General features: G+C 74.4%; 26 protein-coding genes. 15 read left to right on the forward strand and 11 right to left on the reverse strand.

Annotated elements, in window-relative coordinates; translation table 11 throughout:
* Positions 1–19: 19 nt before the first annotated feature.
* Genes HA073_RS11680 through HA073_RS11700 form a run of 5 tightly spaced genes read right to left on the reverse strand, consistent with a single transcriptional unit; the run spans position 20 to position 6,042 of the window.
* A complete protein-coding gene (locus HA073_RS11680) occupies positions 20–1,516 on the reverse strand; it encodes a PfkB family carbohydrate kinase (RefSeq protein WP_166456360.1) in 1,497 nt (498 codons plus the stop codon).
* Positions 1,513–2,205, reverse strand: coding sequence for an SIS domain-containing protein (locus HA073_RS11685; RefSeq protein ID WP_043325027.1), 693 nt, complete (start codon positions 2,203–2,205; stop codon positions 1,513–1,515). Before HA073_RS11685 ends, HA073_RS11680 begins: the two co-directional genes overlap by 4 nt.
* The gene (locus tag HA073_RS11690) at positions 2,205–3,422 is read right to left on the reverse strand and encodes a glycosyltransferase (RefSeq protein ID WP_166456361.1); all 1,218 of its coding nucleotides are present in this window, start codon (positions 3,420–3,422) and stop codon (positions 2,205–2,207) included. Before HA073_RS11690 ends, HA073_RS11685 begins: the two co-directional genes overlap by 1 nt.
* On the reverse strand, positions 3,407–4,381 hold the full coding sequence (locus tag HA073_RS11695; protein WP_064448753.1) for a glycosyltransferase: 975 nt from the start codon (positions 4,379–4,381) through the stop codon (positions 3,407–3,409). The genes HA073_RS11690 and HA073_RS11695 overlap by 16 nt, the downstream gene beginning before the upstream one ends.
* On the reverse strand, positions 4,378–6,042 hold the full coding sequence (locus HA073_RS11700; protein ID WP_166456362.1) for an HAD-IIIA family hydrolase: 1,665 nt from the start codon (positions 6,040–6,042) through the stop codon (positions 4,378–4,380). Before HA073_RS11700 ends, HA073_RS11695 begins: the two co-directional genes overlap by 4 nt.
* A gap of 174 nt (positions 6,043–6,216) precedes the next feature.
* Between HA073_RS11700 and HA073_RS11705 the strand changes: the two genes are divergently transcribed.
* Entirely contained in the window at positions 6,217–6,738 is a 522-nt protein-coding gene (locus tag HA073_RS11705) for an SRPBCC family protein (RefSeq protein WP_307189071.1), read from the forward strand.
* A 15-nt stretch (positions 6,739–6,753) separates the two neighbouring features.
* A complete protein-coding gene (locus tag HA073_RS11710; RefSeq protein WP_043325031.1) occupies positions 6,754–7,521 on the forward strand; it encodes a polyprenol monophosphomannose synthase in 768 nt (255 codons plus the stop codon).
* Between the two features lie 876 nt (positions 7,522–8,397).
* On the opposite strand, the gene HA073_RS11715 is transcribed toward HA073_RS11710, so the two are convergent.
* Positions 8,398–9,990, reverse strand: a complete 1,593-nt coding sequence (locus HA073_RS11715; protein ID WP_166456363.1) for an NAD(P)/FAD-dependent oxidoreductase — start codon at positions 9,988–9,990, stop codon at positions 8,398–8,400.
* A gap of 72 nt (positions 9,991–10,062) precedes the next feature.
* Here HA073_RS11715 and HA073_RS11720 point away from each other — a divergent pair, with 72 nt between their 5' ends.
* On the forward strand, positions 10,063–11,496 hold the full coding sequence (locus HA073_RS11720) for an aldehyde dehydrogenase (RefSeq protein ID WP_064448757.1): 1,434 nt from the start codon (positions 10,063–10,065) through the stop codon (positions 11,494–11,496).
* A gap of 60 nt (positions 11,497–11,556) precedes the next feature.
* Here the strand turns inward: HA073_RS11720 and HA073_RS11725 are convergent, their stop codons facing one another.
* Positions 11,557–11,961, reverse strand: coding sequence for a ChaB family protein (locus tag HA073_RS11725; protein WP_043325033.1), 405 nt, complete (start codon positions 11,959–11,961; stop codon positions 11,557–11,559).
* 142 nt (positions 11,962–12,103) lie between these two features.
* On the opposite strand from HA073_RS11725, the gene HA073_RS11730 reads away from it, so the two are divergent.
* Genes HA073_RS11730 through HA073_RS11740 form a run of 3 tightly spaced genes read left to right on the forward strand, consistent with a single transcriptional unit; the run spans position 12,104 to position 14,120 of the window.
* The gene (locus tag HA073_RS11730; protein WP_064448758.1) at positions 12,104–13,126 is read left to right on the forward strand and encodes a YihY/virulence factor BrkB family protein; all 1,023 of its coding nucleotides are present in this window, start codon (positions 12,104–12,106) and stop codon (positions 13,124–13,126) included.
* Between the two features lie 57 nt (positions 13,127–13,183).
* Positions 13,184–13,600 (forward strand): DUF2795 domain-containing protein, encoded by a 417-nt coding sequence (locus HA073_RS11735; protein WP_043325035.1) that lies wholly within the window; start codon positions 13,184–13,186, stop codon positions 13,598–13,600.
* Positions 13,601–13,658: 58 nt separating this feature from the next.
* Complete coding sequence (locus HA073_RS11740; RefSeq protein WP_030499861.1) at positions 13,659–14,120, forward strand: SRPBCC family protein; 462 nt, start codon at positions 13,659–13,661, stop codon at positions 14,118–14,120.
* 17 nt (positions 14,121–14,137) lie between these two features.
* Here the strand turns inward: HA073_RS11740 and HA073_RS11745 are convergent, their stop codons facing one another.
* Positions 14,138–14,809 (reverse strand): alpha/beta fold hydrolase, encoded by a 672-nt coding sequence (locus HA073_RS11745; RefSeq protein ID WP_166456364.1) that lies wholly within the window; start codon positions 14,807–14,809, stop codon positions 14,138–14,140.
* 46 nt (positions 14,810–14,855) lie between these two features.
* On the opposite strand from HA073_RS11745, the gene HA073_RS11750 reads away from it, so the two are divergent.
* From HA073_RS11750 to HA073_RS11770, 5 genes are all read left to right on the forward strand, one after another.
* Complete coding sequence (locus tag HA073_RS11750) at positions 14,856–15,503, forward strand: helix-turn-helix domain-containing protein (RefSeq protein ID WP_197494992.1); 648 nt, start codon at positions 14,856–14,858, stop codon at positions 15,501–15,503.
* Between the two features lie 164 nt (positions 15,504–15,667).
* Entirely contained in the window at positions 15,668–16,678 is a 1,011-nt protein-coding gene (locus tag HA073_RS11755) for a sporulation protein (RefSeq protein ID WP_166456365.1), read from the forward strand.
* 104 nt (positions 16,679–16,782) lie between these two features.
* On the forward strand, positions 16,783–17,004 hold the full coding sequence (locus HA073_RS11760; protein WP_018788305.1) for a hypothetical protein: 222 nt from the start codon (positions 16,783–16,785) through the stop codon (positions 17,002–17,004).
* Positions 17,005–17,130: 126 nt separating this feature from the next.
* Entirely contained in the window at positions 17,131–17,394 is a 264-nt protein-coding gene (locus HA073_RS11765) for a hypothetical protein (RefSeq protein ID WP_030270328.1), read from the forward strand.
* A 165-nt stretch (positions 17,395–17,559) separates the two neighbouring features.
* Positions 17,560–17,772, forward strand: coding sequence for a hypothetical protein (locus tag HA073_RS11770; RefSeq protein WP_030499856.1), 213 nt, complete (start codon positions 17,560–17,562; stop codon positions 17,770–17,772).
* 1 nt (position 17,773) lies between these two features.
* Here HA073_RS11770 and HA073_RS11775 read toward each other — a convergent pair whose 3' ends face one another.
* Positions 17,774–18,220, reverse strand: a complete 447-nt coding sequence (locus HA073_RS11775) for a hypothetical protein (RefSeq protein ID WP_030499855.1) — start codon at positions 18,218–18,220, stop codon at positions 17,774–17,776.
* A 162-nt stretch (positions 18,221–18,382) separates the two neighbouring features.
* On the opposite strand from HA073_RS11775, the gene HA073_RS11780 reads away from it, so the two are divergent.
* Positions 18,383–18,745, forward strand: a complete 363-nt coding sequence (locus HA073_RS11780) for a DUF6401 family natural product biosynthesis protein (RefSeq protein ID WP_043330355.1) — start codon at positions 18,383–18,385, stop codon at positions 18,743–18,745.
* Between the two features lie 76 nt (positions 18,746–18,821).
* Here the strand turns inward: HA073_RS11780 and HA073_RS11785 are convergent, their stop codons facing one another.
* Positions 18,822–19,682, reverse strand: a complete 861-nt coding sequence (locus HA073_RS11785; protein WP_043325037.1) for a hypothetical protein — start codon at positions 19,680–19,682, stop codon at positions 18,822–18,824.
* A 200-nt stretch (positions 19,683–19,882) separates the two neighbouring features.
* On the opposite strand from HA073_RS11785, the gene HA073_RS11790 reads away from it, so the two are divergent.
* From HA073_RS11790 to HA073_RS11800, 3 genes are all read left to right on the forward strand, one after another.
* Positions 19,883–22,036, forward strand: coding sequence for a SpoIIE family protein phosphatase (locus tag HA073_RS11790; RefSeq protein ID WP_043325038.1), 2,154 nt, complete (start codon positions 19,883–19,885; stop codon positions 22,034–22,036).
* Positions 22,037–22,045: 9 nt separating this feature from the next.
* A complete protein-coding gene (locus tag HA073_RS11795; RefSeq protein WP_166456366.1) occupies positions 22,046–22,723 on the forward strand; it encodes an HAD family hydrolase in 678 nt (225 codons plus the stop codon).
* 100 nt (positions 22,724–22,823) lie between these two features.
* Positions 22,824–24,113, forward strand: coding sequence for a sodium:proton antiporter (locus HA073_RS11800; RefSeq protein ID WP_166456367.1), 1,290 nt, complete (start codon positions 22,824–22,826; stop codon positions 24,111–24,113).
* 12 nt (positions 24,114–24,125) lie between these two features.
* Here the strand turns inward: HA073_RS11800 and HA073_RS11805 are convergent, their stop codons facing one another.
* Entirely contained in the window at positions 24,126–25,064 is a 939-nt protein-coding gene (locus HA073_RS11805) for an NAD(P)/FAD-dependent oxidoreductase (protein ID WP_043330356.1), read from the reverse strand.
* Positions 25,065–25,136: the final 72 nt, after the last annotated feature.

A 25,136-nucleotide genomic window follows, 5' to 3' on the forward strand; every position in this document is an offset into this window, starting at 1 on the left:
GATCGGATGCGTCGCTCGTTCATCGTGCTCCCTTCGCCGTGGACCGGACCACCGTCTGCGCGACGGCCTCCGCCGGGTCGAGCGTCGGGGCCGGCCAGCCGCCGCTGCCCCGTCCCGCCCGCGCGGCAGCGATCATGTCGGTGGTCGAGCGCCCGTCGAGGTACGGCACCACCACCGTGTGCCCGCCCCAGCGGGCCAGGATCTCCGACTCGGGCAACGTCTCGGCGCCGCCGCCGCTGGCGTAGTCGCCGCCCTTGACCCAGATGTCCGGACGCAGCCAGGACAGCGCCGCCTCCGGGGTCGGCTCGTCGAAGATCAGCACCGCGTCGACGCAGCCGAGCGCGGCGAGCAGCCGGCCCCGGTCGCCCTGCGGCACGACCGGGCGCTCCGGGCCCTTGAGCCCGGCCACGCTGGCGTCGGAGTTGAGGCAGACCACCAGGCAGTCGCCGAGTTGCCGGGCCGCCTGGAGCGTCGCCACGTGCCCGGCGTGCAGCAGGTCGAAGCAGCCGCCGGTGGCGACCACGGTGCCGCCGGCCGCGCGTACCCGGGCCACCACCTCACCGGCCGCCCCGGCGCCGACCCGGTCGCCGCCGCCGGTGACCACCGCCGGGGCCACCGCCCGTACCGGGGCCGGCAGCGCGGCGGCCACGCCACCCCCGGCCACGTACGCGGACGCCTGCGCGACCGCCTCCTGCACCGCCTCGGAGACCAGCGCCCCACGGGCCAGCGCGAGCGTCGCGGTGGACGCGAAGCGGTCCCCCGCCCCGCAGGTGTCCCCCTCGGCCGGTGGCGCCGGCACCACCAGGGGCGTGGATCCGGCGTGACAGAGCAGCGCGCCGTCCCCGCCGAGCGTCACCGCTACCGCGCGCGCCTGCCAGCGGCGGCGCAGCGCCTGCGCGCTGCGGGACGCGGCCGCGAGGCGGGACCCGCCCGGCGGCGTCTTGGCCAGGTCGCGGGCCTCCGGCTCGTTCGGGGTGGCCAGGTGCACCCCGGGTACGGCTGCCGGTCCGCGCGGATGCGGGTCCCAGACCACCGGCGCCCGGGTGGCGGCCAGCGCGGCGCGCAGCGCGGGATGCCCGGCCACGCCCCGGCCGTAGTCGCTCACCAGCACGGCGGACGCGTCGGCGATCAGCCGCAGCACGGCGTCGCTGGGCTGACCGGGCACACCGGCCGTACCGCCCCGGTCGTGGCGCAGCAGCACCCGGCCGCGTACCCGCAGCCGGACCTTCTCCGGGGTGGCGCCGGCCAGCGGCAGCGCGTACAACCGCACCCCCGCGGCGGCGAGCAGCGTGCCGATCCGGGCCCCGCCGGCGTCGTCGGCGACCGCGGTGACCAGCGCGACCTCGGCGCCCTGAGCGGCCGCGAACACCGCGGCCAGGCCGGCGCCGCCGGGACGGTCGACGGAGGAGGTCTCGTCCAGCACCGGCACCGGGGAGTCCGGGCAGAGCCGGTTCACCAGACCCTCGACGTCGCGGTCCAGCAGCGTGTCCCCGAGCACCACCACCGGCCCCCTCATGCCCGGCCTCCCGGTCCGGCGGGCGCCGCCGGGTCCGGGTCGCCGAGCACCACCTCGACGCCGGTACGCACCGGTTCGGCCGGCGCCGGGGCGGCGAGCGCCGCCGGCAGCGCCCGTTCGACGTACTCGCAGAGCACGTGCGAGGCCACCAGATGCAGTTCCTGCACCACCTGCCCGTCCGGCGAGTCGATCGCCAGGTGCTCGTGGCAGAGGTCGGCGAGGGGGTTGGGCGCGGGGCCGGTGAAGGCCCAGGTGCGCAGGCCGGTCTGGTGGGCGGCGTGGGCGGCGGTCAGGAGGTTGGTGCTGGTGCCGCTGGTGGTGAGAAGCAGGAGGATGTCGTGGGGTCGGCCGTGGGCGCGTACCTGTCGGGCGAAGGTTTCGTCGTAGCCGTAGTCGTTGGCGATGGCGGTGAGGGCGCTGGTTTCGGCGTGGAGGGCGATGGCGGACAGGGGTTGGCGGTCGTGGCGGAGTTTGCCGACGAGTTCGGCGGTGAGGTGCTGGGCTTCGGCGGCGCTGCCGCCGTTGCCGGCCACCAGCAGCCGCCCGCCGGCGGCGAGCCGCTGCGCCAGATCCTCACCCCAGCGGGCCAGCATCCGCTCCGACTCCCGCAGCGGCAGCAGCGCGGCGGCCAGCAGCGCCAGATGGTCCTCCAGCAGCGTGCCGCCGGCGGCCGGCGGGGTCGCCGTCATCAGGCGACCACCCGGGTGGGACGGCCGACGCTGGCCACCTCGCCGTACAACTCGGTGAGGCGGTCGGCGGTGGTGGCCCACGAGTAGCGGGTGTGCGCCCGCTCCAGCGCCGCGGTGGCGTAGGCGAACCGGCGGATCCGGTCACCGAGCAGGCCCCGGATCGCCGCGCCGAGCGCCGCCGGATCGCGGGCCGGCACCAGGTCGCCGGTGCGGCCGGGCACCACCGTGTCGATGAGCCCACCGACCGCGGTGCCGACCACCGGCACGCCGCACGCCATCGCCTCCAGCGGGGTGAGCCCGAACGGCTCGTACCAGGGTGCGGCGACGAGCACGTCGGCGGACCGGTACCAGCGGCCCATCTCCTCCCGGGGGACCGCGCCGACCAGCCGTACCCGGTCGGCGACGCCGAGCGAGCGGGCCAGCGTCCGCAGGCGCAGCGCGTACGGGTCGGTCTCCAGCAGTCCGGCCGGCGGGCCGCCGACCACCACGCACTCGGCGTCCGGCACCTCGGCGACGGCCCGGATGACGTCCTGGAAGCCCTTGCGCTCGACCAGCCGGCCGACGGTGAGGATGCGGGCCCGGCCGCCGTCACGGTCGGCGACCGGGCCGAGCGGGGCGAACGTGGACAGGTTCACCCCCGACGGCACGACTGTCATCCGGGAGCGGGGCACACCCATCCGGACCAGCTCGGCGACCTCGTCCTGGCACTGGGCGACCACCCGGTCCACCGAGCGGCCCAGCTTCCGCTCGTGCTCGACCCGGCCCGGCGGGCTGGTGTCCTGCGCGCCCTGGTGGCGGCGCTTGACGGTGCCGAGCGCGTGGTAGGTCTGCACCACCGGCACGCCCGCGCGGCGGGCCGCGGCGAGCCCGGCCAGCCCGCTCATCCAGAAGTGCGCGTGCACCACCTCGGGCTGCCAGTCGCCGGTGCGCCACCGGTCGGCCAGCCAGTTGCCGAACGCCGGCATGTACGGCAGCAGGTCGTCCTTGGCCACCGGCTCGGCCGGCCCGGCCGGTACGTGCACCACCTCGTACCCGTCCGGGGCACGCACGCTCACCGGCAGGTCCACCGCGTCGAGCCGGGTGTAGACCCGTACGTCGTGACCGGCGGCCGCGAGCGCGGCGGAGAGCTCCGCGACATGCGTGTTCTGGCCACCGGCGTCCTCCCCGCCGAGGACGGCGAGCGGGCTGGCGTGCTCCGAGATCATCGCGATGCGCATACTTCCTCCTCCAGCAGCCGGTCCCAGTCGGCGAGGAAACGCTCCAGGCCGTAGCGGCCCCGGGCGGCGGCCCGCGCCGCGGCGCCCGCCCGGCGGGCGGACTCCCTGTCGTCCAGCAGGCCACGGGCGGCCTCGACGAGCGTGTCGACCCGGGTGGACAGCGCGCCCGCCTCCGGCGGGACGGCTTCCACCGCTTCGGTGGTGGCCAGCGCCACCACCGGCATGCCCATGGTCATGGCCTCGACGAGGCTGAGGCCCAGTGAGGTCCAGCGGCACAGGTGCAGGTAGGCGCGCCGTTTGGCGAGTTCGGCGTGCATGGCGTGCTGGGGTACGTCGTCGTGGCTGGTCAGCCGGTCCTCGGGCAGTCCGAGGTGGGCGGCGAGACCGGCCACCTTCATGCCGTAGACGTCGAGCGGGGCGAGCGCGGCGAACCGGGCGAGCAGGTCGGTGCCGGTGACGCGCCAGCGGCGTACCGGCTCGTTGATGACCACGGCGAGGCGGTCGAGTTCGCCGGTCCACTCGACGGCGGGCGGTACGACGCCGTGGTCGACCACCGTGGTGCGGGTGCCGCCGTTGTCCCAGAACAGCTCGTTGAACGCGGTGACGTGGGTGAGCAGCAGGTCGTCGCGGTCGGCCATGGGATGGCGGGTGTTCGGCACGTCGCCTTTCGGCGTGTTGTGCTCGACGTAGATCGCCGGGACGTCGCGTCCGGGGCGGCGGCCGAGCCACTCGGCGGCCAGGTCGAGTTCCTCCGGGCGCTGCAGGATCACCAGGTCCACGTCGGCGCCGCGCAGGTCTTCCGGCGTGACCTCGACCGCGCTGTCCGGCCACGGGTAGGTGCGCGCCCGGCCCAGCCCGTACGGGCCCCGGTCCGGCGTGACCGGCACCAGGTAGCGGTGCTTGCCGTGCACGAAGGACGTCGTCCACGACCCGTGGACGTGCCACAGCAGGATGTTCATCCGACCACCCCGCCCGCCACCGGCGCCGGCACGCCGAGCAGCCGCAACGCCTCCAGCACCCGGCCCGGCTCGACCGCCGACAGGCACGGGTGCCCGGGGACCGGGCAGACGGTGGCGCGGGTGTCCCGGCAGGGCGCCGCCGCGTCACCGAGGCGCACTGTCGGCACCCGGTAGGGCCCCCACTGCCCGAACGGCACAGTGGGCGCGAACAGGCTCACCACCGGCACGCCGAGCGCGGCGGCCAGGTGCGCGGGGCCGGTGTTGCCGACCACCAGCGCGCCGGCGCCGGCGACCACAGCGGCCAGCTCCGCCAGCCCGGTACGCCCGCCGAGGTCGACGCCGCCCGCCGCCGCGACCCGGGCGGTCAGCTCCCGCTCGTCCGGCCCGCCGGTGACCACCACCCGGTGACCGGCCGCGCCGAGCACCCGGCCCACTCGCGTGGCCAGTTCCTCCGGGCAGGCGCGGGTCTCCACCGAGGACCCGGGGTGCAGCACCACGTAGCCGGGCGCCCCGGCCTCGGCCGCGGGCGGCGGAAGCCGGTCGGAGCGGATGCGCAGGGCGGGTTCGTCGTGGCCGGGCAGCGCGAATCCGGCGGCGGCGGCGAGGGACAGGGCGCGTTCCGGTTCGGGTACGCCGGCCGGGACGCGGTGGCGCACGTCGAGCAGGCTGCCCGGGTAGTCGTCGCTGATCGCGCTGATCCGGGGCACCCCGGCCAGGCGCAGCAGCAGCGCCAGCGGCAGCGCGGACTGGTGGAAGGAGGTGAAGACGACGGCTTCGTCGGCGCGTACGGCCGCGAGCCGGTCGGTGAGCGCGCGCATGTCACCCGGGTCGACGGGTGGGGCGGGCGCGTCGATCCACGGCAACGGCGCTTCGATGATCTCGTCCACGCCGGGCAGCAGTTCGGCCGCCGCCCGGCCGCGTGGCCCGCACAGCAGCACCACCCGCTGCGCGCCGGCCGCCACCGCGCGGATGCCGGGACCGGTCACCAGCACGTCACCGGCGGCGTCGCTGCGGACCACGAGGACCGTGCCCCGGCGGTTACGGCCCGCGCGTTGCGGCGCGGCCGTGAGGCGCATCCTGGCCAGCACTGTGCTCACCGCGTCCGGCAGGTCGGCGGCGACGGTCGGCGCGGCGGCCACCTCGGCGGCCCGGGTGGCCGGCGTGGGCACCATGATCGTGGCAGCGCCGGCCGCCGCGGCGGCGGCCGTGTCCGCGCCGATGTCGCCGATCAGCACGCACCGGGTCGGCGTGGTGCCGAGCGCGCGGGCTGCCTCGTGTACGAGCCCGGGCGCCGGCTTGCGGCAGGCGCACCCGTCGGCTTCCGCGTGCGGGCAGATCGCCCAGTGGTCGAAGGGCCCGAGCAGTTCCTCCACCCGGGCGTTGACCAGCCTCAGCTCGTCCGCGGTGAAGCAGCCGCGGGCCAGGCCGGACTGGTTGGTCACCACGGCGAGCCGCAACCCGGCCGCCCGCAACCGGTCCAGCGCCTCCCGGGCGCCCGGCACCGGCCGTACCTTCTCCGGGTCGCCGTTGTACGGCACGTCCTCGATCAGCGTGCCGTCCCGGTCCAGCAGCACCGCGTCGTAGAGGCCGGACGGGAACCGGTCAGCACCCGGGTCAACCCGGGCTGACCTGCACTGATCCCGCTCCTGGTCCCGTCGCACGGGCGGCGGGTTCCCGAGCCCCCGAGGAGTAAACGTCGACGTCGGCGCCAGGCGTGCCCCGCCGGTGCCGGCGCACACGTTGCCACGACCGTTCCGGTCCGGCGATACCCGCCGCCCCCGAGAAGCTAACCCGCTCGCCGTTAGCGGCGGCCCGGGGCGGGGTACCGGTTGGTGATGGCGGTTGTGGAGAAAGTGATCGACGCGCCTCCGGAGCAGGTCTTCGAGGTGCTCGCGGACGGGTGGACGTACAGCGACTGGGTGGTGGGCACCGTGCACGTGCGGGACGTGGACGACACGTGGCCCCGGGTCGGCAGCAACCTGCACCACCGGGCCGGGCCCTGGCCGTTCTCGCTGCAGGACAAGTCCACCGTGCTGGAGTGCCAGGCGCCGCACCGGCTCGTGCTGCGCGCCGGGTTGTGGCCGGCCGGCGAGGCGACAGTGGCGTTCGCTCTGGAACCGCTGGAGGACGGCCGGACCCGGGTGACCATCGGCGAGGACTTCGCCGCCGGGCCGCTGCGGTGGGTCCGGACCAAGCTCAACGACCTGGTGCTGCATCTTCGCAACCGGGAGACGCTGGCCCGGCTGTCCGACATCGCGACCCGGCAGAAGCCGGAGCGGGATCGATCCCTCGGCGGGGCGTCTGTGCGGCCGCCGCACGGCCCACTGGATACCCTCTCAGATGAACCTGTCCGCTGACCGAGGATGTCCGTGATGATCGAACCCGTGCAGTTACCCTCCCCGTGGGGGGATGCGCGCCTGACCGTCGTCGTTCCGACCTACAACGAGGCGGGCAACCTCCCGGTGCTGGTCGAGCGCCTGCTCGCGCTGCCTCTGCCGGGGCTGAAGGTGCTGGTCGCGGACGACAACTCCCCGGACGGCACCGGTGAGGTCGCCGACAAGCTGGCCATCGAGCACCCGGACCGGGTGACGGTGGTGCACCGCCCGGGCAAGGAGGGTCTCGGCCGGGCGTACGTGGACGGCATCGGCCGGGCGCTCGACGACGGCGCGGACTTCGTCGCCCAGATGGACGCCGACCTGTCGCACCCGCCGGAGGCGCTGCCCGGCATGCTCGGCGCGCTGCTGTCCACGCAGGCTTCGGTGGTCATCGGCTCGCGGTACGTGCCCGGCGGTGAGCTGGACGAGAACTGGCCGCTGTACCGGCGCGCGCTCAGCGGCTGGGCCAACCTGTACGTGCACACGCTGCTGCGCGTGCGCATCCGTGACCTGACCGCCGGCTTCAAGATCTGGCAGGCCGAGGCGCTGCGCGCGATCGGGCTCGACCGGGTCCAGTCGAACGGCTACAGCTTCCAGGTGGAGATGCACTACCTCGCCACCAAGCTGGGCCACACCATCCTGGAGGTGCCGATCCGCTTCGAGGAGCGCCGCGACGGCGACTCGAAGATGACCACCGCCACCAAGATCGAGAGCGCGTTGATGCCGTTCAAGTTGCGCAGCCGGCACCGCAACCTCGACTCCTGATCCGCCCTGCCCTGCCGCGCGCCCGCAACGCGCCCTCACGCCGCTGTCACGGCGCGTGAGGGCGCGCTCGCCCCGCCATGTCCCGCACCCCGCGCCTTTGCTCTGCCGCCACCGGCGCAGCACCGCCTTGACCTGGGGCGCTCTCCCGGCGCCACGGCCCCACCTCAGGCGCAATCAAGCACGCTGCGTAACCAACGCCGCATGCCTCACCGCCCCACCCCGCCACCCCGCCACCCCGCCACAGGCGCGATCTTGCAGTTTGGTGCCCGGCAAAGCCTGGCAAAACCGGCACCCCTCGGGCGCCAACTGCAAGATCGCGCGGGACGTGGGCGTGCGGCGCGGCGGCTGGCGAGGAGCGGGCTGGCCGAACACTCCCGTGACACACCCGCGCGACGATCAGGCACCTAACCGCAGTCAGTACGTCAGCGGGCACGAGACCGCGGCCACGCCAGGCGCGGCCCGCAGATCTTGGTACGAAAGGGCCCCCATGAGGGCCATTTCGTACCAAGATCTACACCAGTTCCCGGGATGCGGGCTGCTGATTTCACTTGGCGAGATTGGGGCGGGAAGCGGTACCCCGCCTGTCGGTGGGCGAGCTTCCGGTGCCAGGCGTCCTGCGGTTGGCGGGGTCAGGCGGTCAGCCGCAATGGGTGCGACCGGAGGTCAGCCAGGGCGAGCGGACGTCGGCGGAGGTCAGCCAGGGCGAGCGGACGTCGGCGGAGGTCAGCCAGGGCGAGCGGACGTCGGCGGAGGTCAGCCAGGGCGAGCGGACGTCGGCGGAGGTCAGCCGCAGCGGGTGCGCTGACGCGGGCCGGGCCCCACTCCCGCGAGGGCGCGGAGGACGGCAGCGGCGAGGGTGGTGCCGCGCAGACGCGGTCAGCGGTAGACGGCGCGGTGGGCGGCGGCGATCGTGCGGGCGTACACCGCGCCGGTGACGGCCCGGTCGCGGGCCAGCGCGGCCCGCGCCGCGTTCGCCCCCGGCGCGCCGTGCACACCGCCGCCGGGGTGGGCGGAGGCGCTGGCCAGGTAGAGCCGGTCCACCGGGGTGTCGGCGCGGCCCAGGCCGGGGATCGGCCGCAGGAACAACTGCTGGTACGCGGCGGCAGTGCCACCGCCGAGCGCGCCGCCCACCAGGCTCGGCTCGGCGGCCTCCAGGTCGGCCGGGGCGGCCACGTGCCGCCCGACGACCGAGGCCCGGAAGCCCGGCGCCGCCTCCTCCAGCACCTCCTCCATCCGCTCCACGTGCCCCGCGACGTCCTCGGCCCGCCAGTCCCGGCGGAACGGCAGGTGCGTGTAGGACCAGAGCGACTCGGTGCCCGGCGGCGAGTGGCTCGGGTCGGCCACCGACATCTGCCCGACCAGCAGGAACGGGTCCCGGGGCAGTTCTCCGCGGGCCAGTTCGGCCGCGTACGTGGTGAGCCCGTCGAGGTCCGCGCCCAGGTGCACGGTGCCGGCGCCGGCCAGTTCCCGGTTCTTCCACGGCACCGGCGCGGACAGCGCCCAGTCGACCTTGAGCGTGGAGCCGTCCCACTTGAAGTGCGCCAGGTCCTCGACCATCCGGGGCGGCAGCGCCGCCGCGCCGACCAGGTCGAGGAAGAGCGCCGGCGCGGGCACGTCGGCGAGCACCGCGCGGCGGGCCCGCCAGTCGGTTCCCCCGGCGGTACGGACGCCCATCGCGCGGCCCCGGGCGGTGAGCACCCGCTCGACCCGGGCGCCGTACTCGATCCGCCCGCCCCGCTCGACCAGCCGGGCCACCAGCGCGTCGGTGATCCGCTGGGCGCCGCCGACCGGCACCGGCCAGCCCACCTGCTGGCCGAGCATGGCGAGCAGCCAGCCGTACACGCCGGAGCCGGCGTCCTCCGGGGACAGGTCGGTGTGCAGGGCGCAGCCGGCCAGCAGGACCGTGCCGCCCTCGCCCTCAAACAGTTCCGCGCCGAGCTTGCGGACGGGCAGCAGGAGGCGGCGGGCCAGGCGGAGCGCGCCGCCGACCCGGAGTTGCCGCAGCAGGCCCAGCCCGCCGCGTACCGGCGGGAACGGGGTGGTGATGGTCTGCAGCATCGGCTCGGCCACCTGGCGCCAGTCGGCGTACGCGTGCCGCCAGCGCTCCCCGTCGCCGGGCGCGAACGCCTCCAGCGAGGCCGCTGTGGTGTCCAGGTCGCGGTTGACCACGGCGGCCCGGCCGTCCGGAAGCAGGTGCGCCAGCACGTCCGGGGCGTGCGTCCAGGACAGGCCGTGCCGTTCCAGGCCCAGCCCGTCCAGGACCGGAGATGCGTACCCGAGCGGGTAGAAGGAGCTGTAGAGGTCGCTGAGGTAACCGGGCGCTGTCACGTACGCGGAGCGGACGGCCCCACCGGGCGCCCCGGTGGCCTCCAGGACGGTGACGTCCCAGCCGGCGTCCACCAGCAGGTTCGCGGCCACCAGCCCGTTGTGCCCGGCTCCGATGACGACGGCGTCGGCGGTCGAGGTCATCGGATCCGCCTACCCGGCCGGTCACCGGGCGAAACGCGTTTGCCCGGCCCAGGCCGGGGCAAGCAGGGCCGCATGTACACGGTTGCGCAGCTCATAGGTGGAGTGTGGGGTGCCGGCGGCGAGGGCGGCGAGCTTGTCGTCCACGATCCGGCGGACGGGTCGCCGGTGACCCGGACGCCGGTGGCGACCGCCGACGAGGTGGCCAAGGCGGTGGAGGCGGCCCGGGGCGTGGCGGCGGAATGGGCCGCGACCCCGACCGCGGAGCGGGCCGCGGCGCTGCACCGGGCCGCGGACGCGGTCGAGGCGGCGGCCGGAGAGCTGGCCGAGGCGACCACCGCGGAGATGGGCAAGCCCCTGGAGGACGCGCGGGGCGGGGTGGCGGCGGGCATCGGCACGCTGCGACAGTACGCCGAACTGGCGCCGGTCCGGGGCGGCCGGACGCTGCACGGCGCGCACGACGCGCTGGACTTCATGGCCCCCGAGCCACGCGGCGTGGTCGCCGCGATCACCCCGTGGAACGACCCGGTGGCGGTGTCGTGCGGCCTGCTCGGCGCGGCCCTGGTCACCGGCAACGTGGTGGTCCACAAGCCGAGCGAGCGCACCCCGGCCACCGGCTGGCTGCTCGCCCGCGCGCTGGACTCGGCGTTGCCGGCCGGGGTGCTGTCGCTGCTCAGCGGCGGCGGCGAGGTGGGGGCCGCGCTGTCCGGGCAGGACGTCGACGTCGTCGCCCACGTCGGTTCCACTGCGACCGGCCGGGCGATCGCCGCCGCGGGCGCCCGTACCGGCGCGAAGGTGCTGCTGGAGAACGGCGGCAGCGACCCGCTGGTGGTGGACGCGGACGTCGACCCGGTCTGGGCGGCCGAGCAGGCGGCGCTCGGGTGCTTCGCCAACGCCGGTCAGATCTGCGTGGCGGTGGAACGCGTCTACGTGCACCGGGACGTCGCCGAGGGCTTCCTGGACGCGCTCGTGGCGCGCGCCGAGGCGCTCACCGTGGGCCCCGGCCGTGACCCGGAAACGCAGCTCGGCCCGCTGGTGGACCGGCGGCACCGGGACCACGTGCACGGGCAGGTGACGGCCGCGCTCGCCGACGGCGCCCGGGTACGCGCCGGCGGTGTGCTGCCGGAGGGGCCGGGCGCGTTCTACCCGGCGACAGTGGTCGAGGGGTGCCGGCACGACATGGCGCTGGTCCGCGAGGAGACGTTCGGGCCGGTCGCCGCGGTGGTGGTGGTCGACTCGTTCAGCGAGGGGCTGCGCTGCGCGGCCGACTCCCCGTACGGCCTGGCCGCCACCGTGCTGACCGGCTCGATGAGCCACGCCCAGCGCGCCTGGCGGGAACTGCCGGTCGGCACCGTGAAGATCAATTCGGTGTTCGGCGGGGCACCGGGGGGCGCGGCCCAGCCGCGCCGGGGCAGCGGTCAGGGCTTCGGGTACGGCCCGGAACTGCTGGACGAGTTCAGCACCGTCAAGGCGGTGCACCTTCAGGCGCCGGGCGGCGGCCACTGGTGAGACGGCACGACACGAGCCCGGGACCGAGGCGGTCCCGGGCTCGACGCGTACCCCCAGGGGTCAGCGACCCCCGCGGGCCTTGCGGGTCGCGTTGTTGTTTGCCTTCTCGATCGCCTTGACCAGTTCCGGCTTGGTCATCCGGGACCGGCCGCGCACGTCCAGTTTCTTCGCCACCTCCATGAGGTGGTCCTTGCTGGCGTTGGCGTCCACCCCGCCGGCCGTCGGCGCGCGCCGGGCCGGGCCGCCGCCTTCGGCCTGCTCGTCGCTGGGCCCCTTACGGCCCTTGGGCTCCCAGTGGTCGCCCACCTTCTCGAACTCGTGCTTGACCGCGGCGAAGGCGGTGCGGTGCGCCCGCTCCCCCTCGCCGTACGTCTCGACCGCCGAGTCGTGCGTCTTCTCCCAGGTCCGCTGCGCCTTCGCCGGGGAGCGCCGCAGCGTGCTGGGCAGTACCTCGCGCCCGGGCATCTCGTCCTCCTCCTGGAGTCTCGATCGGCTGCCTGGTGTGGTTCCCTCCCGTCCGGCGGGCAAACCGGCGCCCCGGTTTGTCGATTTCCCCCCGGGGGTACCGCCCGGCCACGCCCGGTGGCGGAGCCTGGAGGAGGCGGACATGACCGTGACGACACCACAGACGGTCGGCGGCCGGACGCGGTCCCGTCTCCCCCGCCGGATCCGCCAGCTCAACTGGCGTACCTGGCGGGGCGTGCTGGTGCGCAGCGGCAAGGGTTTCGTCACCGACAACTGCGCCGACTGGGCGGCGGCGCTCACCTACTACGGGGTGCTGGCGCTGTTCCCGTCCACGATCGTGGTGGTGGCGCTGGTCGGCCTGGTCTCCGACGGCCCGCGCACCGTCGACACCGTGATCGACCTGGCCGGGGAGATCGGCGCCGGCTCGGTGGTCGGCAACGACGCGTTCGTGGGTGTGGTGCGCAACGTGGTCGAGCAGCAGGGCTCGGCGAAGGTGCTGCTCAGCTTCGGTCTGCTCGGCGCGCTCTGGTCCGCGTCCGGGTTCATCGGCGCGTTCACCCGCGCCTCCAACGCGATCTACGGGGTGCGGGAGGGCCGTCCGTTCTACCGCCTGCGCCCGTTGCAGATCGGCATGGCCGCGGTGACGATCGTGCTGCTCGCGGTGGTGGCCACCGGGTTGATCGTCAGCGGCCCGGTCACCGACGCGGTGGGTGACCTGCTGCACGCCGGCGCGGTGGCCCGCACCACGTGGTCGGTGGCGAAGTGGCCGCTGCTCGCCGTGGTCGCCATGACGCTGCTGTCGCTGCTGTTCTGGATCGCGCCGAACGTGCAGCAGCCGCGGTTCCGCTGGCTCACCCCGGGCGGCGCGCTGGCGCTCGTGGCCTGGGTGCTCGCGTCCTTCGGCTTCGGCCTGTACGTGGCCAACTTCGGCTCGTACGACGTCACCTACGGCAGTCTCGGCGCGGTCATCGCGTTCCTGGTGTGGCTCTACCTGTCCAACTGCGCGTTGATGCTCGGCGTGCAGGTCAACGCCGAGCTGCAGCGCGGGCGGGCGATGCAGGCCGGGGTCGAGGAGCCGGACGACCCGGTGCTGCCGCCGCGCGCCCCGGCCGACGACGAGAAGGCGGACGGGCAGCGGCCGGCCGACCGGTTGCCGCCCGGATGACCGGCTCTCCCGGCCGGCGCCGGTTTACCGGCGGTCCCCCGGGGCATCTCCCAAGGCATGGAACGTGGCAGCAGCAAGCACTCGCCCAGGGTCGACGACCAGATGAGCAGCGAGGTCAGCGGTCTCGTCCAGAGCGCCGGCACCGGCGGTTCGCGGGCCGAGGAGTTCCGGATCCCGGAGCCCGCCGGCGAGGACCAGCCGGAGGCCACCACGGCGCCGGCCGGGGAGCTGCGCAGCGGCACGCCGCAGGGCATGAGCTCCGAGGACGTCGAGGCGCGCAGCCGTCTGGGGCGGTTCATCACGATGACCGCCCTGCCCGGCGACCGGGAGGCGCTGCTGGCGAACGCGCGGGAGAACGAGGCGCCGACGGACATCGTCGCCGCTCTGGAGACCCTGCCCGCGGACGCCCACTACCAGACGATCTCCGAGGTGTGGGCCGCACTCGGGCACAGGAACGAGACGACGCGCTGGTGAGCGGGCCGGCCCACGGCCCGTACGAGACACACACCGGCGGAACAGGAGGAACCCCGACATGAGTGGCGTTACCGAGCACGTGGACGTGGACGTCCCGATCCGGACCGCGTACGACCAGTGGACCCAGTTCGAGGAGTTCCCCCACTTCATGGACGGCGTGCAGGAGGTGCGGCAGCTCTCCGACACGATGACCCACTGGACCGTCGAGATCGCGGGCGTGAAGCGCGAGTTCGACGCCGAGATCACCGAGCAGCTGCCGGACGAGCGGGTGGCCTGGCGCTCCACCGGGGGCACCCAGCAGGCGGGCGTGGTGACCTTCCACCGCCTCGACGAGGGGCACACCCGGGTCACGCTGCAGATGGAGTTCGAGCCGCACGGCGCGGTCGAGCAGGCCGGCGACAAGCTCGGCGTGGTCGACCGGCGCGCCAAGGGCGACCTGGAGCGGTTCAAGCAGTTCATCGAGCGGCGCGGTCAGGAGACGGGCGCCTGGCGCGGTGCGGTCGACCGGCCCATCCCCTGAGGCAACCTCCCCCGCCCTCAGCGGTCCAACGCGGCAGCCAGCGCCTCGGGCCGGCTGAGGGCCAGCAGATGCCCGCCGGGCAGGCGCTCGGGCGTGACGCCGAGCCGCTGATGGGCCACCCGGGTCTGGAATTCGGCCGGGAAGAACCTGTCCGCGCCGCCGCTCAGGACCTCGGTCGGCACGTCGGGCCACGCATCAAGCGGCCAGGGCTGCGCGAACGGCGTGCCCGACTGCGGTGACCCACCCGCCATGGCCTGGTCGGTGATGTCCTGCGGCACGTCGTGGAAGAAGTACACCAGCGGATCGAACGGCCCGTCGGGAGAGCGGCCCTCGCGCCTGTCGCACTCCCGGCGGGCCTGGTCCTGCCCGGTGTTGGTCCACCAGTCGCCGCCGGTCTCACCGGGCGCCGGGATCATCGCGTTGACCAGGACCAGCCGTGAGACCGGCAGCCGACTGCAGACCAGTGGTGCGGTCAGGCCGCCCATCGACTGGGCCACCACCACCAGGTCTCCACGGTCACCGGCCGCCTCGACCACTGTTTCCGCGTACTCCGGCAGTCCCGCGCTGTCGTCCGCGGCCGGGAGGTCGACGGCGATCGCCTCGTGGCCGCGCTGCTCCAGCAGGGGAACCAGGCGGTGCCAGTACCAGGCGTCGCCGCCGGCTCCCGGGATCAGGATGTACGTCGTCACGGTGCGAATTTAGCACCAGAGAGTGCTGTAGCGATACCATCAGCGGATGGCGCGCGCATACGACGATCCCTGCGGTCTGGCCCGGGCGCTCAACCTGGTCGGCGACAGATGGGCGTTGCTGATCGTCCGTGAGTTGCTGCTCGGACCGAAGCGCTTCACCGACCTGCGGCGCGGCCTGCCCGGCGCCAGTCAGAGCATGCTCACCGCCCGGCTCGCCGAGTTGGAGGAGGCGGGAGTGGTGCGCCGGCGGCGTCTCGGGCCACCGGCGGGCGTCCGGGCGTACGAGCTGACCGAATGGGGGCGGGACCTCGAACCCGCCCTGCTGGGGCTGGCCAGGTGGGGCAGCCGGGGTCCGCTGACCTCGTCGGCGCAGCTGAGCGTCGACGCGCTGGCCCTCGCCATGAAGACCACCTTCGACCCGGCCGCGGCGCGCGACTTCGCCGTACGGTGTCAGCTTCTTCTCGACGGCGACAGCCTGCTCGTCACCGTCGAGGACGGACGCGTCGACGTGGTACGCGCCGACGCCGCCGATCCCGACCTGGTGATCCGGGCCGGCGCCGGGACCTTCCGCTCGCTCATCTTCGGTGGCGTGCCGCTGCATGCCGCCGACGTCGTCGTCCGGGGCGACGGCGAGGTCGCGGCCCGCCTGCTGCGGCTGTTCCGGCGCCCCACGCCGACCGATGGCCCACAGTGACGAAGCGAATGCTTTCAGCTACCTCTCAGGTGGCGTTGGTAGTCTCCCGGCGCGGCGTGATCCATTATGGACGCCGTTGATCTCGTTGCGGCACAAGGGTTCCAGGTGAATCTCTCCCCGGATCCCGGGTGCCGCACGTCCGGTGGCCGTCAAGGGAGATGTTCGTGGTGTTCAAGAGGATGCTGGGCGCGTTCGGGGTGGGCGGCCCCGCTGTCGACACGGTCCTGGCCAATCCGGGTACCCGCCCGGGGCTGATGCTGGGCGGGCAGGTGAACCTGACCGGCGGCAGCCACGACGTGGAGATCGACCACATCACCGTCGGGCTGGTCACCCGGGTGGAGATGGAGGGCGCCGAGCAGGAGTACGACACCCTCGTGGAGTTCCACCGGGTCCAGGTCGCCGGCGGTCTGCGCCTGTCCGAGGGACAGCAGATGTCGCTGCCGTTCCAGGTGGCGATGCCGTGGGAGACGCCGGTGACCGACCTGTACGGGCAGCGCCTGCACGGCATGACGATGGGACTGCGCACCGAGGTGGCGATCCCCGGCGCCGTGGACAAGGGCGACCTCGACCCGGTGTACGTGCACCCGCTGCCGGTGCAGGAACGCATCCTGGAGGGCTTCGGCCGGCTCGGATTCCAGTTCAAGGGCGCCGGCCTGGAACGCGGGCACATCTCGGGCCTGCGCCAGAGCCTGCCGTTCTACCAGGAGATCGAGTACTACGCCGCCCCGCAGTACGCCCACGCCGTCAACGAGGTCGAGCTGACCTTCGTCGCGAACGAGTACGGCGTAGACGTCGTGCTGGAGTTCGACAAGCGCGGTGGCCTGTTCTCCGGCGGCCATGACTCCTTCGGCCGCTACCACGTCGCGCACACCGACGCCGACCAGGTCGACTGGGCCGCTCAGGTCGACGCGTGGGTCCGCCAGGCCCTCGACGGCTACCAGAGCATGCACGCCGGCCACGGCTACGGGCAGCCCGCCTACGGCGCGCCCGGCTACGGGCACGCCGCGTACGGCCACCACAAGGAGGAGCACCACGAGCGGCACGGTGGCCCGGGCATGGGCGCCGTCGCCGCGGGCGTGGTCGGCGGCGCCGCGCTCGGCTTCGCCGGCGGGATGCTCGCCGACGAGGTGTTCGACTCCTTCGGCGACGACGAGGGCGGCGACGAGGAGGAGTGAGCCCGGGGATCCACAGTGGATCTCTGGTACCGCTTCATGATCTAATTCCGTCAGGTTTGTCCGCAACCGGTCGGATTGCCCGACCGGAACTCGAAGGAGTGTGCATGCCCGTCACCGCCGACCTCACCAAGCTGGTCGACAAGGCCTACCAGGACAAGACCCTCACCGAGATCGTCGACGCCCCGGTGTCCGCCCTCGCCGGGGTCAGCGACGGCGACGCCAAGCTGCTCAAGGACGCCTTCAACATCACCACCGTCGGCGACCTCGGCCGCAACCCGTACTTCCGCACCGCCAACGCCCTGGTGGCCCTCACCGGCGCCAAGTAGCGCCATCGCCGATGCCCGGTGGCCCGGGAAGCGTTCCGGGCCACCGGGCATCGGGATCGAAACGAGCCGGGACCGCGGCTGTCGCCGTGCCCGTTTGCGATCATCCGGTCCGGGTACCGCAGGGGAATGACCGACAACGACCGCCACGTGTGGCGCGACGAGGACCGCACTCCCCTGCACGAGCTGGACCAGGCCATCGCCCGGTCGGCCACGGACGGCCAGGGCGACGACGTCACCGCCAACGACGCCGGCGAGGAGGCCGCGTTCGGGCACGGCCCGGAGGCGGTGGACCGGGGCGCCGGCCCGGAGGCCGAGCGGCGCGAGATGACCGATGCGGACCGGGCCTACCGGCCGTCGACGATCGGGCGGACCGGCCCGGACAGCATGTGATCCCCGGACGGCTGCGGGCACCCGCGCCGATGCCCGTGGCCGCCGGATTCATGCTCGGCCGATACGACAAAAAGTGCGGTACGGACAGCCAGGAAAACGGACAGCCCATCCAGAATCGGCCGAACGGCTGACGGCACTCCCCCTGTCGCGCGCAAGACTTTCGGGATGCAACAGGGCTCCGGTTTCCTCTCCAACCGTCAGCGCAAGCTCGCTTGGCTGGGCTTCCTGCTCGCCGCGATCCAGGCTCCGGTCTCCGCCCGGTTCACCGAGGACAGCTCCTGGCTGTTCAGCCTGGTGGTCGCGCTGATGGTCGCGACCGTGATCATCGCCGACGACGGCGCGCGCCGCCGTCCGGCCGACGCCCGCTCCTCCGACTGAGTCAGCGTGTGCCGGGGCGCGCCTCGTGCCCCGGCATCCCCCGGCTGCGGCGGCGTTCCTTCATCTCGGCCTCGTAGAGGTGCCGCCGGCCCTCGACCAGCTCGTCGCGGGCCTGCCGGTCCAGCTCCCGGAAGAGCGCGTAGTACCCGTCGTCGAAGTCCTCGACGATCTGGAACGTCCACCGCCCGGCGATGACGTTACGCCCGAGCAGCTCCCGGTCGATCCGCTCGGCCAGGCCCGGGTGCCCGGCGCGGCGGAACATCTCCACGGCGTCGTCGAGCATCAGATCGGCGTGGCCGATCAGCTGATGCAGCTCGTAGAGGTGCCCGCGTGCCCGCTCGACGCACTCCAGGGCCTCGCTGAGCCTGCCCAGCGCCTCGACCGTGGCGTCACTCACCCCGTCGGGGCGGCGGTGCGCCCGGTCCGGGCCGTCGGCCAGATGTCCCATGGTGTCCCTCCGTGGGGCTGCTGCGTGCTCCTCGTGCCGGACTTCTGCCCCCGCACGGGCGACTCAATCCCCGCGGACGACGTGGCCGCTCTCCCGGACGACCCCGCAGTCCGCCGGTCGGCCGAGGTCGGTCCGCACCGGGCGGCGTTAGCCTCGGACACCATGCGCGTGCCGAACAACCGGGTCGCGACCCGCTCCGCGGCAGTGGCCGCGCGGTCGACCCTCACCACGCTGACCGCCGCCGTCGGCACCGCCGGCCTCGCCGCGGCCCACGCGAACCCCGGGCTGCTCGCCGAGGTCGACCAGCACGCCGCCGGGGTACGCGACAGCCTCCGCGGCGACCGCCACCCGCTCACCGTGGCGGCGCTCGCCGGATACGCCGAGGGGCTGCGCGACGCGGCGGCGGAGCACGGCTGGACGCCGCCGGCCGAGCCGGTGGACTGGTCCGCGCCGGACTGGGTGCTCACCCGCCTGCTGGCGGTCTGCCTGCTGGCCCGCGGACTCGACCCGCGTCACCTGGCCTGACCGGCAGCCGGCCGGACCCGGACACGGTTTCGGGGCGCCCGCCACCATCCCGCGGACACCCCGTCACCCGTTGCCGTCAGCCTCCCGGCCGGCGGAACTGCTGCGTCTCGTCGCCCATCTCGCCGGAGCGGTACGTACCCGCGCCCGACATCGACGACTGCGGCGCGGCCGGCGTCGGCTGCCCGCCCCGGTCGGCCATCTTGCGTTCGTAGTCGCCCCGGCCGGCCTGCTGCGCCTGCCGCTGCTGCCGGATCGCCCGGGACTCCTCGGCGGCCCGGTGCAGCCAGCCGTCCCAGCGGTCCTGCATCGGCTTGACCAGACCACCACCGACACCGACGATCAGGATGCCGGCCACGGTGGCGAGGAAGGCCACGAGCACCGGTGTGGTCACCGTGGTGGCGATACCCACCTGGTTCAGCGCGGCGATGATGCCGAGCGCCAGGATGAAGATCGCTGTCACGTCGGCCAGCACCCGGCCGTACGAGAGCCCGCCGAGCGCGCCGGAGACCAGGTCCCGGACGGCGTTGGCGATGGCGGCGGCGATCACCACGATCACGATCGCCACGAAGGCTCGCGGCAGCCAGGACACCACCCCGCGGATCAGGTCGCTGATCGCGTTCGGCCCCCACACCCCGAAGGCGAACTGCAGGGTGAACAGCAGGACCGCGTAGTAGGCCAGTTTGGCCAGGATGTCGCTGGCGTCGTACTTGGTGCGTTCCAGGGCCCGTTTGATACCGCCCCGTTCCACGGCGCGGTCGAACCCGACCCGTTCCAGTGCCGCGTCCACGATTTTGAGTACGGCTCTAGCGATGAGCCAACCCACGACGAGAATCGCGATGAACGCGATCGCTCGCGGTACGAAGAGCAGCACCGACCTCCAGAAGTCGGTCCAGGCCGCACCGATGTCGACCTGCCCGACCGCGAGGGTTTTCGGCATGATGTCCCTCCTGTCGCGTGAACTGCGCCGCCCGCATACCCGGTGACCTGGGCAGCACTCCGAGCCGGACCGGGCCAATTTCCCGACATGGGTGATCGAACCGGCCGTGACCTGCCCGAACGTCCGCGCCGCCGGAAGCCGGGACCCGCCACGAACGCATGATCGGAACCAGCCCGCCACGCTCCGGTTAGGCTGCGGTCATGCCAGGCACCGTCGGTCGGGTTCCCACACCGCCCGCCCCCGCACCGGGAGCGCCCGCCGATCCCGTCGTCCACGGGCCGCCCGCGCAGACCGGTCATCCGTGGGCCGGCACGCCGCTGGGCGCACCGCAGGGCTGGGATCCGGCGGTACGCGCCGTGATGGACGTGGTGCTCGCCTCCCCGGTGCCGATGGCGCTGCTCCTCGGCGACGACCTCGTCGTCTTCTACAACGACGGGTACGCCGAGCTGATCGGCGACCGGCACCCGCACGCGCTGGGCCGGCCGGCGGCCGAGGCGTTCGCCGAGGTGTGGCGTGATCCCGGCGCCGGCGAGGCGCTGGAGCGCGTCTACCGGCACGGTGAGCCGTTCCTGCAGCGGGAGGCGGTGCTGCCCGCCGACCGGCAGGGTCCGGCCGAGCCGGCCGTGTTCACCCGTGGGCACTGCGCGGTACGCGACTCCACCGGCCGGATCGTCGGCGTGCTCACCGTCTCGGCGCAGACCACCCAGCTGACCCAGCAGTTGCAGAGCCTGAGCGACTTCGCGGCGGCGCTGTCCGGCACGCTCACCCTGGACGACGTGGCCCGGGTGACGCTGCGCTACTGCCTGCACTCCTTCGACGCGGACCGGGTGTCGTTCGCGGTGGACGAGGGCAGCGCCTGGCGGCTGGTCCGCCGCATCCGCGGCGAACTGCTCGACGAGGCCGACGAGCGGCTGCCCCCGCTGTGGCGGCGGATGTCCGCCGAGTCGGCGCTGCCGGCGGTGGTGTCCGCGCGCAGCGGCGTGGCCTCGTTCACCGCCGACGGCCAGCCGCTGCGCGGCGTCGCGGCGGACCGGCACGACGAGAAGATCCGCGCGCTGGCGGCGCTGCCGCTGCGCACGAGTGTGGTCCGTGGCTCGCTCACCATCGGTTACCGGGAGCCGCGTCCGTGGTCCCCCGCGGAACGGGCGCTGCTCGCCGCGTCGGCGGAGCTGGTCGGCCAGGCCGCCGAGCGGGCCCGCCGCTTCGAGACCCAGCACGGCACCGCCCAGATGCTGCAACGCAGCATGCTGCCGGAGCGGCTGCCGGACCTGCCCCGGCTGCGTATCGCCGCCCGGTACGACCCGGGCGTGGACGGCAACGCCGCCGGCGGCGACTTCTACGACGCGTTCCTGCTGCCCACCGGCGCGCTCGGGGTGGTGCTGGGCGACGTGGCCGGGCACGACGTGCAGGCCGCCGCCCGGATGGGCCAGGTGCGCGCCGCGCTGCGCGCGCTCGCCCTGGTCGACCCTCGCCCAGACGCGGTGCTCGACGGCCTGGACCGGCTGGTCGCCAGCCTCGGTGTCGAGGGCGGCACCCAGGAGCTGTTCGTCACAGTGGTGTTCGGCGTGATCGACGCGGACCGGGAACTGGTCACGCTGGCCAGCGCCGGGCATCCCGCGCCGCTGATCCGGCGCGCCGGACCCGACGCGGCGGTGGCCGAGTTCGTCGACGTGCCGCCCGCTCCTCCGCTGGGCCTGGGCGGGCGGGCGCGTACCGCCACCGTGCCGTTCCGCCCCGGTGACACCCTGCTGCTCTACAGCGACGGCGTGGTGGAGCGCCGCTGGCAGGACGTGGCCGCCGGGATGGCGGGGCTGGGCGCGGCGGTGACCGGAGCGGCCGGCGGGGACCCGCGCGCGCTGTGCGCTGTCGCGACCGCCGCGGTGCCGGGCGCCACCGAGGACGACGTGGCGGTGCTCGCGGTGGAGTACGCGGTCCGGCCGAGCCGGTCGGCGAGCATGGAGGTGCCGGCCGAGCCGACCGCCCCGAGCCGGGTCCGGCACTGGATGACCGCGCAGCTCACCGAGTGGCAGGTGCCCGAGGCGGTGATCGGCGCGGCGGTGCTGTGCACGAGCGAGCTGACCACGAACGCGCTGCTGCACGCCGGCACCGCCGCCCGGGTCGAGGTCGACCTGTCCGCGGAGCGGCTGCTGGTGTCGGTGGCCGACTCGGGCACCCGGGGTCAGGTGACCCGCGCCCAGACCGACACGCTCAGCAGCCGGGGGCGTGGGCTCGGCCTGATCGAGGAGCTGAGCGACGCCTGGGGGACCGACCCGACCGTACGCGGATCGACTGTGTGGTTCGAGATCCTCATCCCGGCGGACGGACCGCGCGTCGGCGACGCCCCGGCCGGGTAGGAGCCGGACATGACCGACGACAAGCGCCGCGGTGTCCTCTTCGACGTGGACGGCACCCTGGTCGACACCACGTACCTGCACACGGTGAGCTGGTGGGAGGCGCTGCGCCAGGGCGACCACCGGGTGCCGATGGCGCGGATCCACAGGTCCATCGGCATGGGCTCGGACAAGCTCCTCGACCACCTGCTCGGCGCGGAGCGCGACCGGGACGCCGACGGCCGGCTGCGCGACGCGCACGACGCGCTCTACGGCGAGTACTGGGAGCGCCTCACGCCACTGCCCGGGGCGCGGGAGCTGCTGCGCGCCTGCGCGGAGCGCGGGCTGCGGGTGGTGCTCGCGACCTCGGCCGCCGAACACGAGGTGACCGCGCTACGGGCCGCGCTGGACGCCGACGACGTGATCGACTCGGTCACCTCGTCGGCCGACGCGCGGGAGAGCAAGCCGGCGCCGGACATCCTGGTCGCCGCGCTGGAGCAGTCGGGGCTGGCCGCCGAGCGGGTGGTGTTCGTCGGCGACTCGGTCTGGGACGTCGCCGCCGCCGGCAAGCTCGACATCCCCTGCATCGGGCTGACCTGCGGCGGCACCGGCCGCGCGGAGCTGGCCGGCGCGGGCGCGGTCGCGGTGTACGACGACCCGGCCGCGCTGCTGGACGCCCTGTCCGACAGCGCCATCGCCTCGCTCGGCTGAGCGGCGGTCAACCGGCGGGCGCGCGCAGGCTTAGCCGGGTCCGCTTCGGGGCACTGCTGGACTCCACCGCCCGGCCGCCGGGCGTCGGAAGGGTGGTGCCGTGGAACCGGTCGATGTCGCGTTCGCTCTGCTGGGCGTCGGTGCGCTGCTGGCCGGGGTGCTGCCCCGGGTGCTGGAGCGACGGCCGCTGTCGATGCCGATCGCGTTCCTCGGGCTCGGCATGCTCGTCTTCGTGCTGCCCACCGGTCTGCCCACACCGGATCCGCTGCGCTGGCCGGAGCTGACCACCCACCTCACCGAGGTCGGCGTGATCGTCGCGCTGATGGGCGCCGGCCTGAAGATCGACCGTCCGTTGAGCTGGGCCCGCTGGTCGTCGACGTGGCGGCTGCTGGCGATCGCCATGCCGCTGTGCATCGCCGCGGTGGCGCTGCTCGGCTGGTGGTGGGCCGGGCTGGTGCCGGCCGCGGCGCTGCTGCTCGGCGCGGCGCTCGCGCCCACCGACCCGGTGCTCGCCTCCGACGTGCAGGTGGGCGAACCGACCGATGTGGAGGACTCCGAGGACGAGGTGCGCTTCGCGCTCACCTCGGAGGCGGGCCTGAACGATGGGCTGGCCTTCCCGTTCGTGTACGCGGCCATCGCGATCGCCACCACCGGGCTCGCGCCGTCCGGCTGGCTCGGCGAGTGGTTCGCGGTGGACGTGCTCTACAAGCTCGCCGCCGGGGCGGGCGGCGGGTTGCTCGTCGGCTGGCTGCTCGGCAAGCTGTTCTTCCGCGCCCCGAGCAAGCTGCGGCTGGCCCGGCACTCCGAGGGGTTCCTCGCGCTGGCCGCGACGTTCCTCGCGTACGGGCTGGTCGAGGTGATCGGCGGGTACGGCTTCCTGGCCGTGTTCGTGGCCGCCCGGGCGATCCGGGCCGCCGAGCGCACCCACGAGTTCCACTCCGTGCTGCACGACTTCGCCGAGCAGGTGGAGCGGCTGCTCACCGTGCTGTTGCTGCTGCTGTTCGGCGGCGCGGTGATCGGCGGGCTGCTCGCGCCGCTGACCTGGCCGGCCGCGCTGGCCGGGTTGGCCCTGGTGCTGGTGATCCGGCCGCTGGCCGGGTGGCTGTCGCTGCGCGGCGCGCCCGGCAAGCCGGCCGAGCACTGGGTGATCTCGCTGTTCGGCATCCGCGGCGTCGGCTCGTTCTACTACCTGGCGTACGCCACCAGCAAGACCGACTTCCCGCAGGCGGAGCTGGTCTGGGCCACAGTCGGTCTCGTGGTGGTGGTCTCGGTGGTGGCGCACGGGATCGCCGCGACACCGGTCATGCAGTTGCTGGACCGGGAGGGTGAACGCACCGGCGAGGACACGCGGGCCGGGTCGGCGGCGCAGCCGGTGGGCGCCACCGGCTGAGCGCGCCCCGGTTCAGCCCAGCCGGGCGGCGAGCGCGCGGCCGAGGTCCCGGCCGGAGCGCCAGGCGGTCTGCACGCGCGGGCGGCCGAACGCGTCGCCGGCCAGGCCGATGCCGTCGTCGTCCAGGTGGAACGTGGCATCCCCGGCGTGCGCGGCCGGGGTCGCGTACGTCCAGCGGTGCACGTGGGTCGACAGCGCCGGCTCGGGCAGCCCGAGCAGGTCGCGGACCGCCTGCTCGATCGCCTCGCGGGCGGCGGTGGGCTGGAGCAGGTGCCGGGCGGCGAACCCGGCGGTGGTGTGCGCTACGAGCACCGGCGCGCCGTCGCCGCGCCGGTCGCCGTCGTCGCAGACCAGGCTGAGCACCGGGTGGTCGTTGACGAACGCGCCCCGGAAGTCCGCCCAGCGGCGGGCCGGGAAGTGCAGCACCCCGGTCAACGCGGACGACCACCGCTGCGCGGCCACCGCCCGGGTCGCCTCGGCCAGCGCCGGGTCCAGCAGCAGCGCGGCCTGCGGGCCGGGCATGGCGAGCACCACCGCCTCGGCCTCGGCGCCGTCGGCCCGGGGGCCCGGCTCGACTGTCATCACCAGCCGGTTGTGGGTCACCGGAAGGTCGCCGGCCAGGTGTTCGACGAGCGAGCGCAGCCCGCGTGGGGCGGCCCACCGCATCGGGCCGGTGACCTGCTCGCGTCCGCCCGGCCCGTACGCGGCGAGCGTGTCGGTCCACTCCCGCGCCAGCCCGGCCGCCCGCCACCGGTCCACCACGGCGGCGAAGTCCGGGTCGTCGACTGTGAAGTACGCGGCGCCCAGGTCGGCCGGGCGGCCGTCGAAACGCTTGCTGGCCATCCGCCCGCCGGTGACCCGGGCGCGCTCGCGCAGCCGTACCGGGATCCCGGCCCGCGCCAACTCGGTCGCGCACGCCACTCCGGCGATGCCCGCGCCGACCACCACCACGCCCGCCCGGTCCGTCGTCACCAGGTGATCGTAGGCGGCGGCCGGCATGAACCCGGCGGCCCGGGGGTAGTG

Origin of the sequence: Micromonospora sp. CMU55-4 (assembly GCF_011602315.1) — a bacterium.
GTDB lineage: Bacteria > Actinomycetota > Actinomycetes > Mycobacteriales > Micromonosporaceae > Micromonospora > Micromonospora chalcea.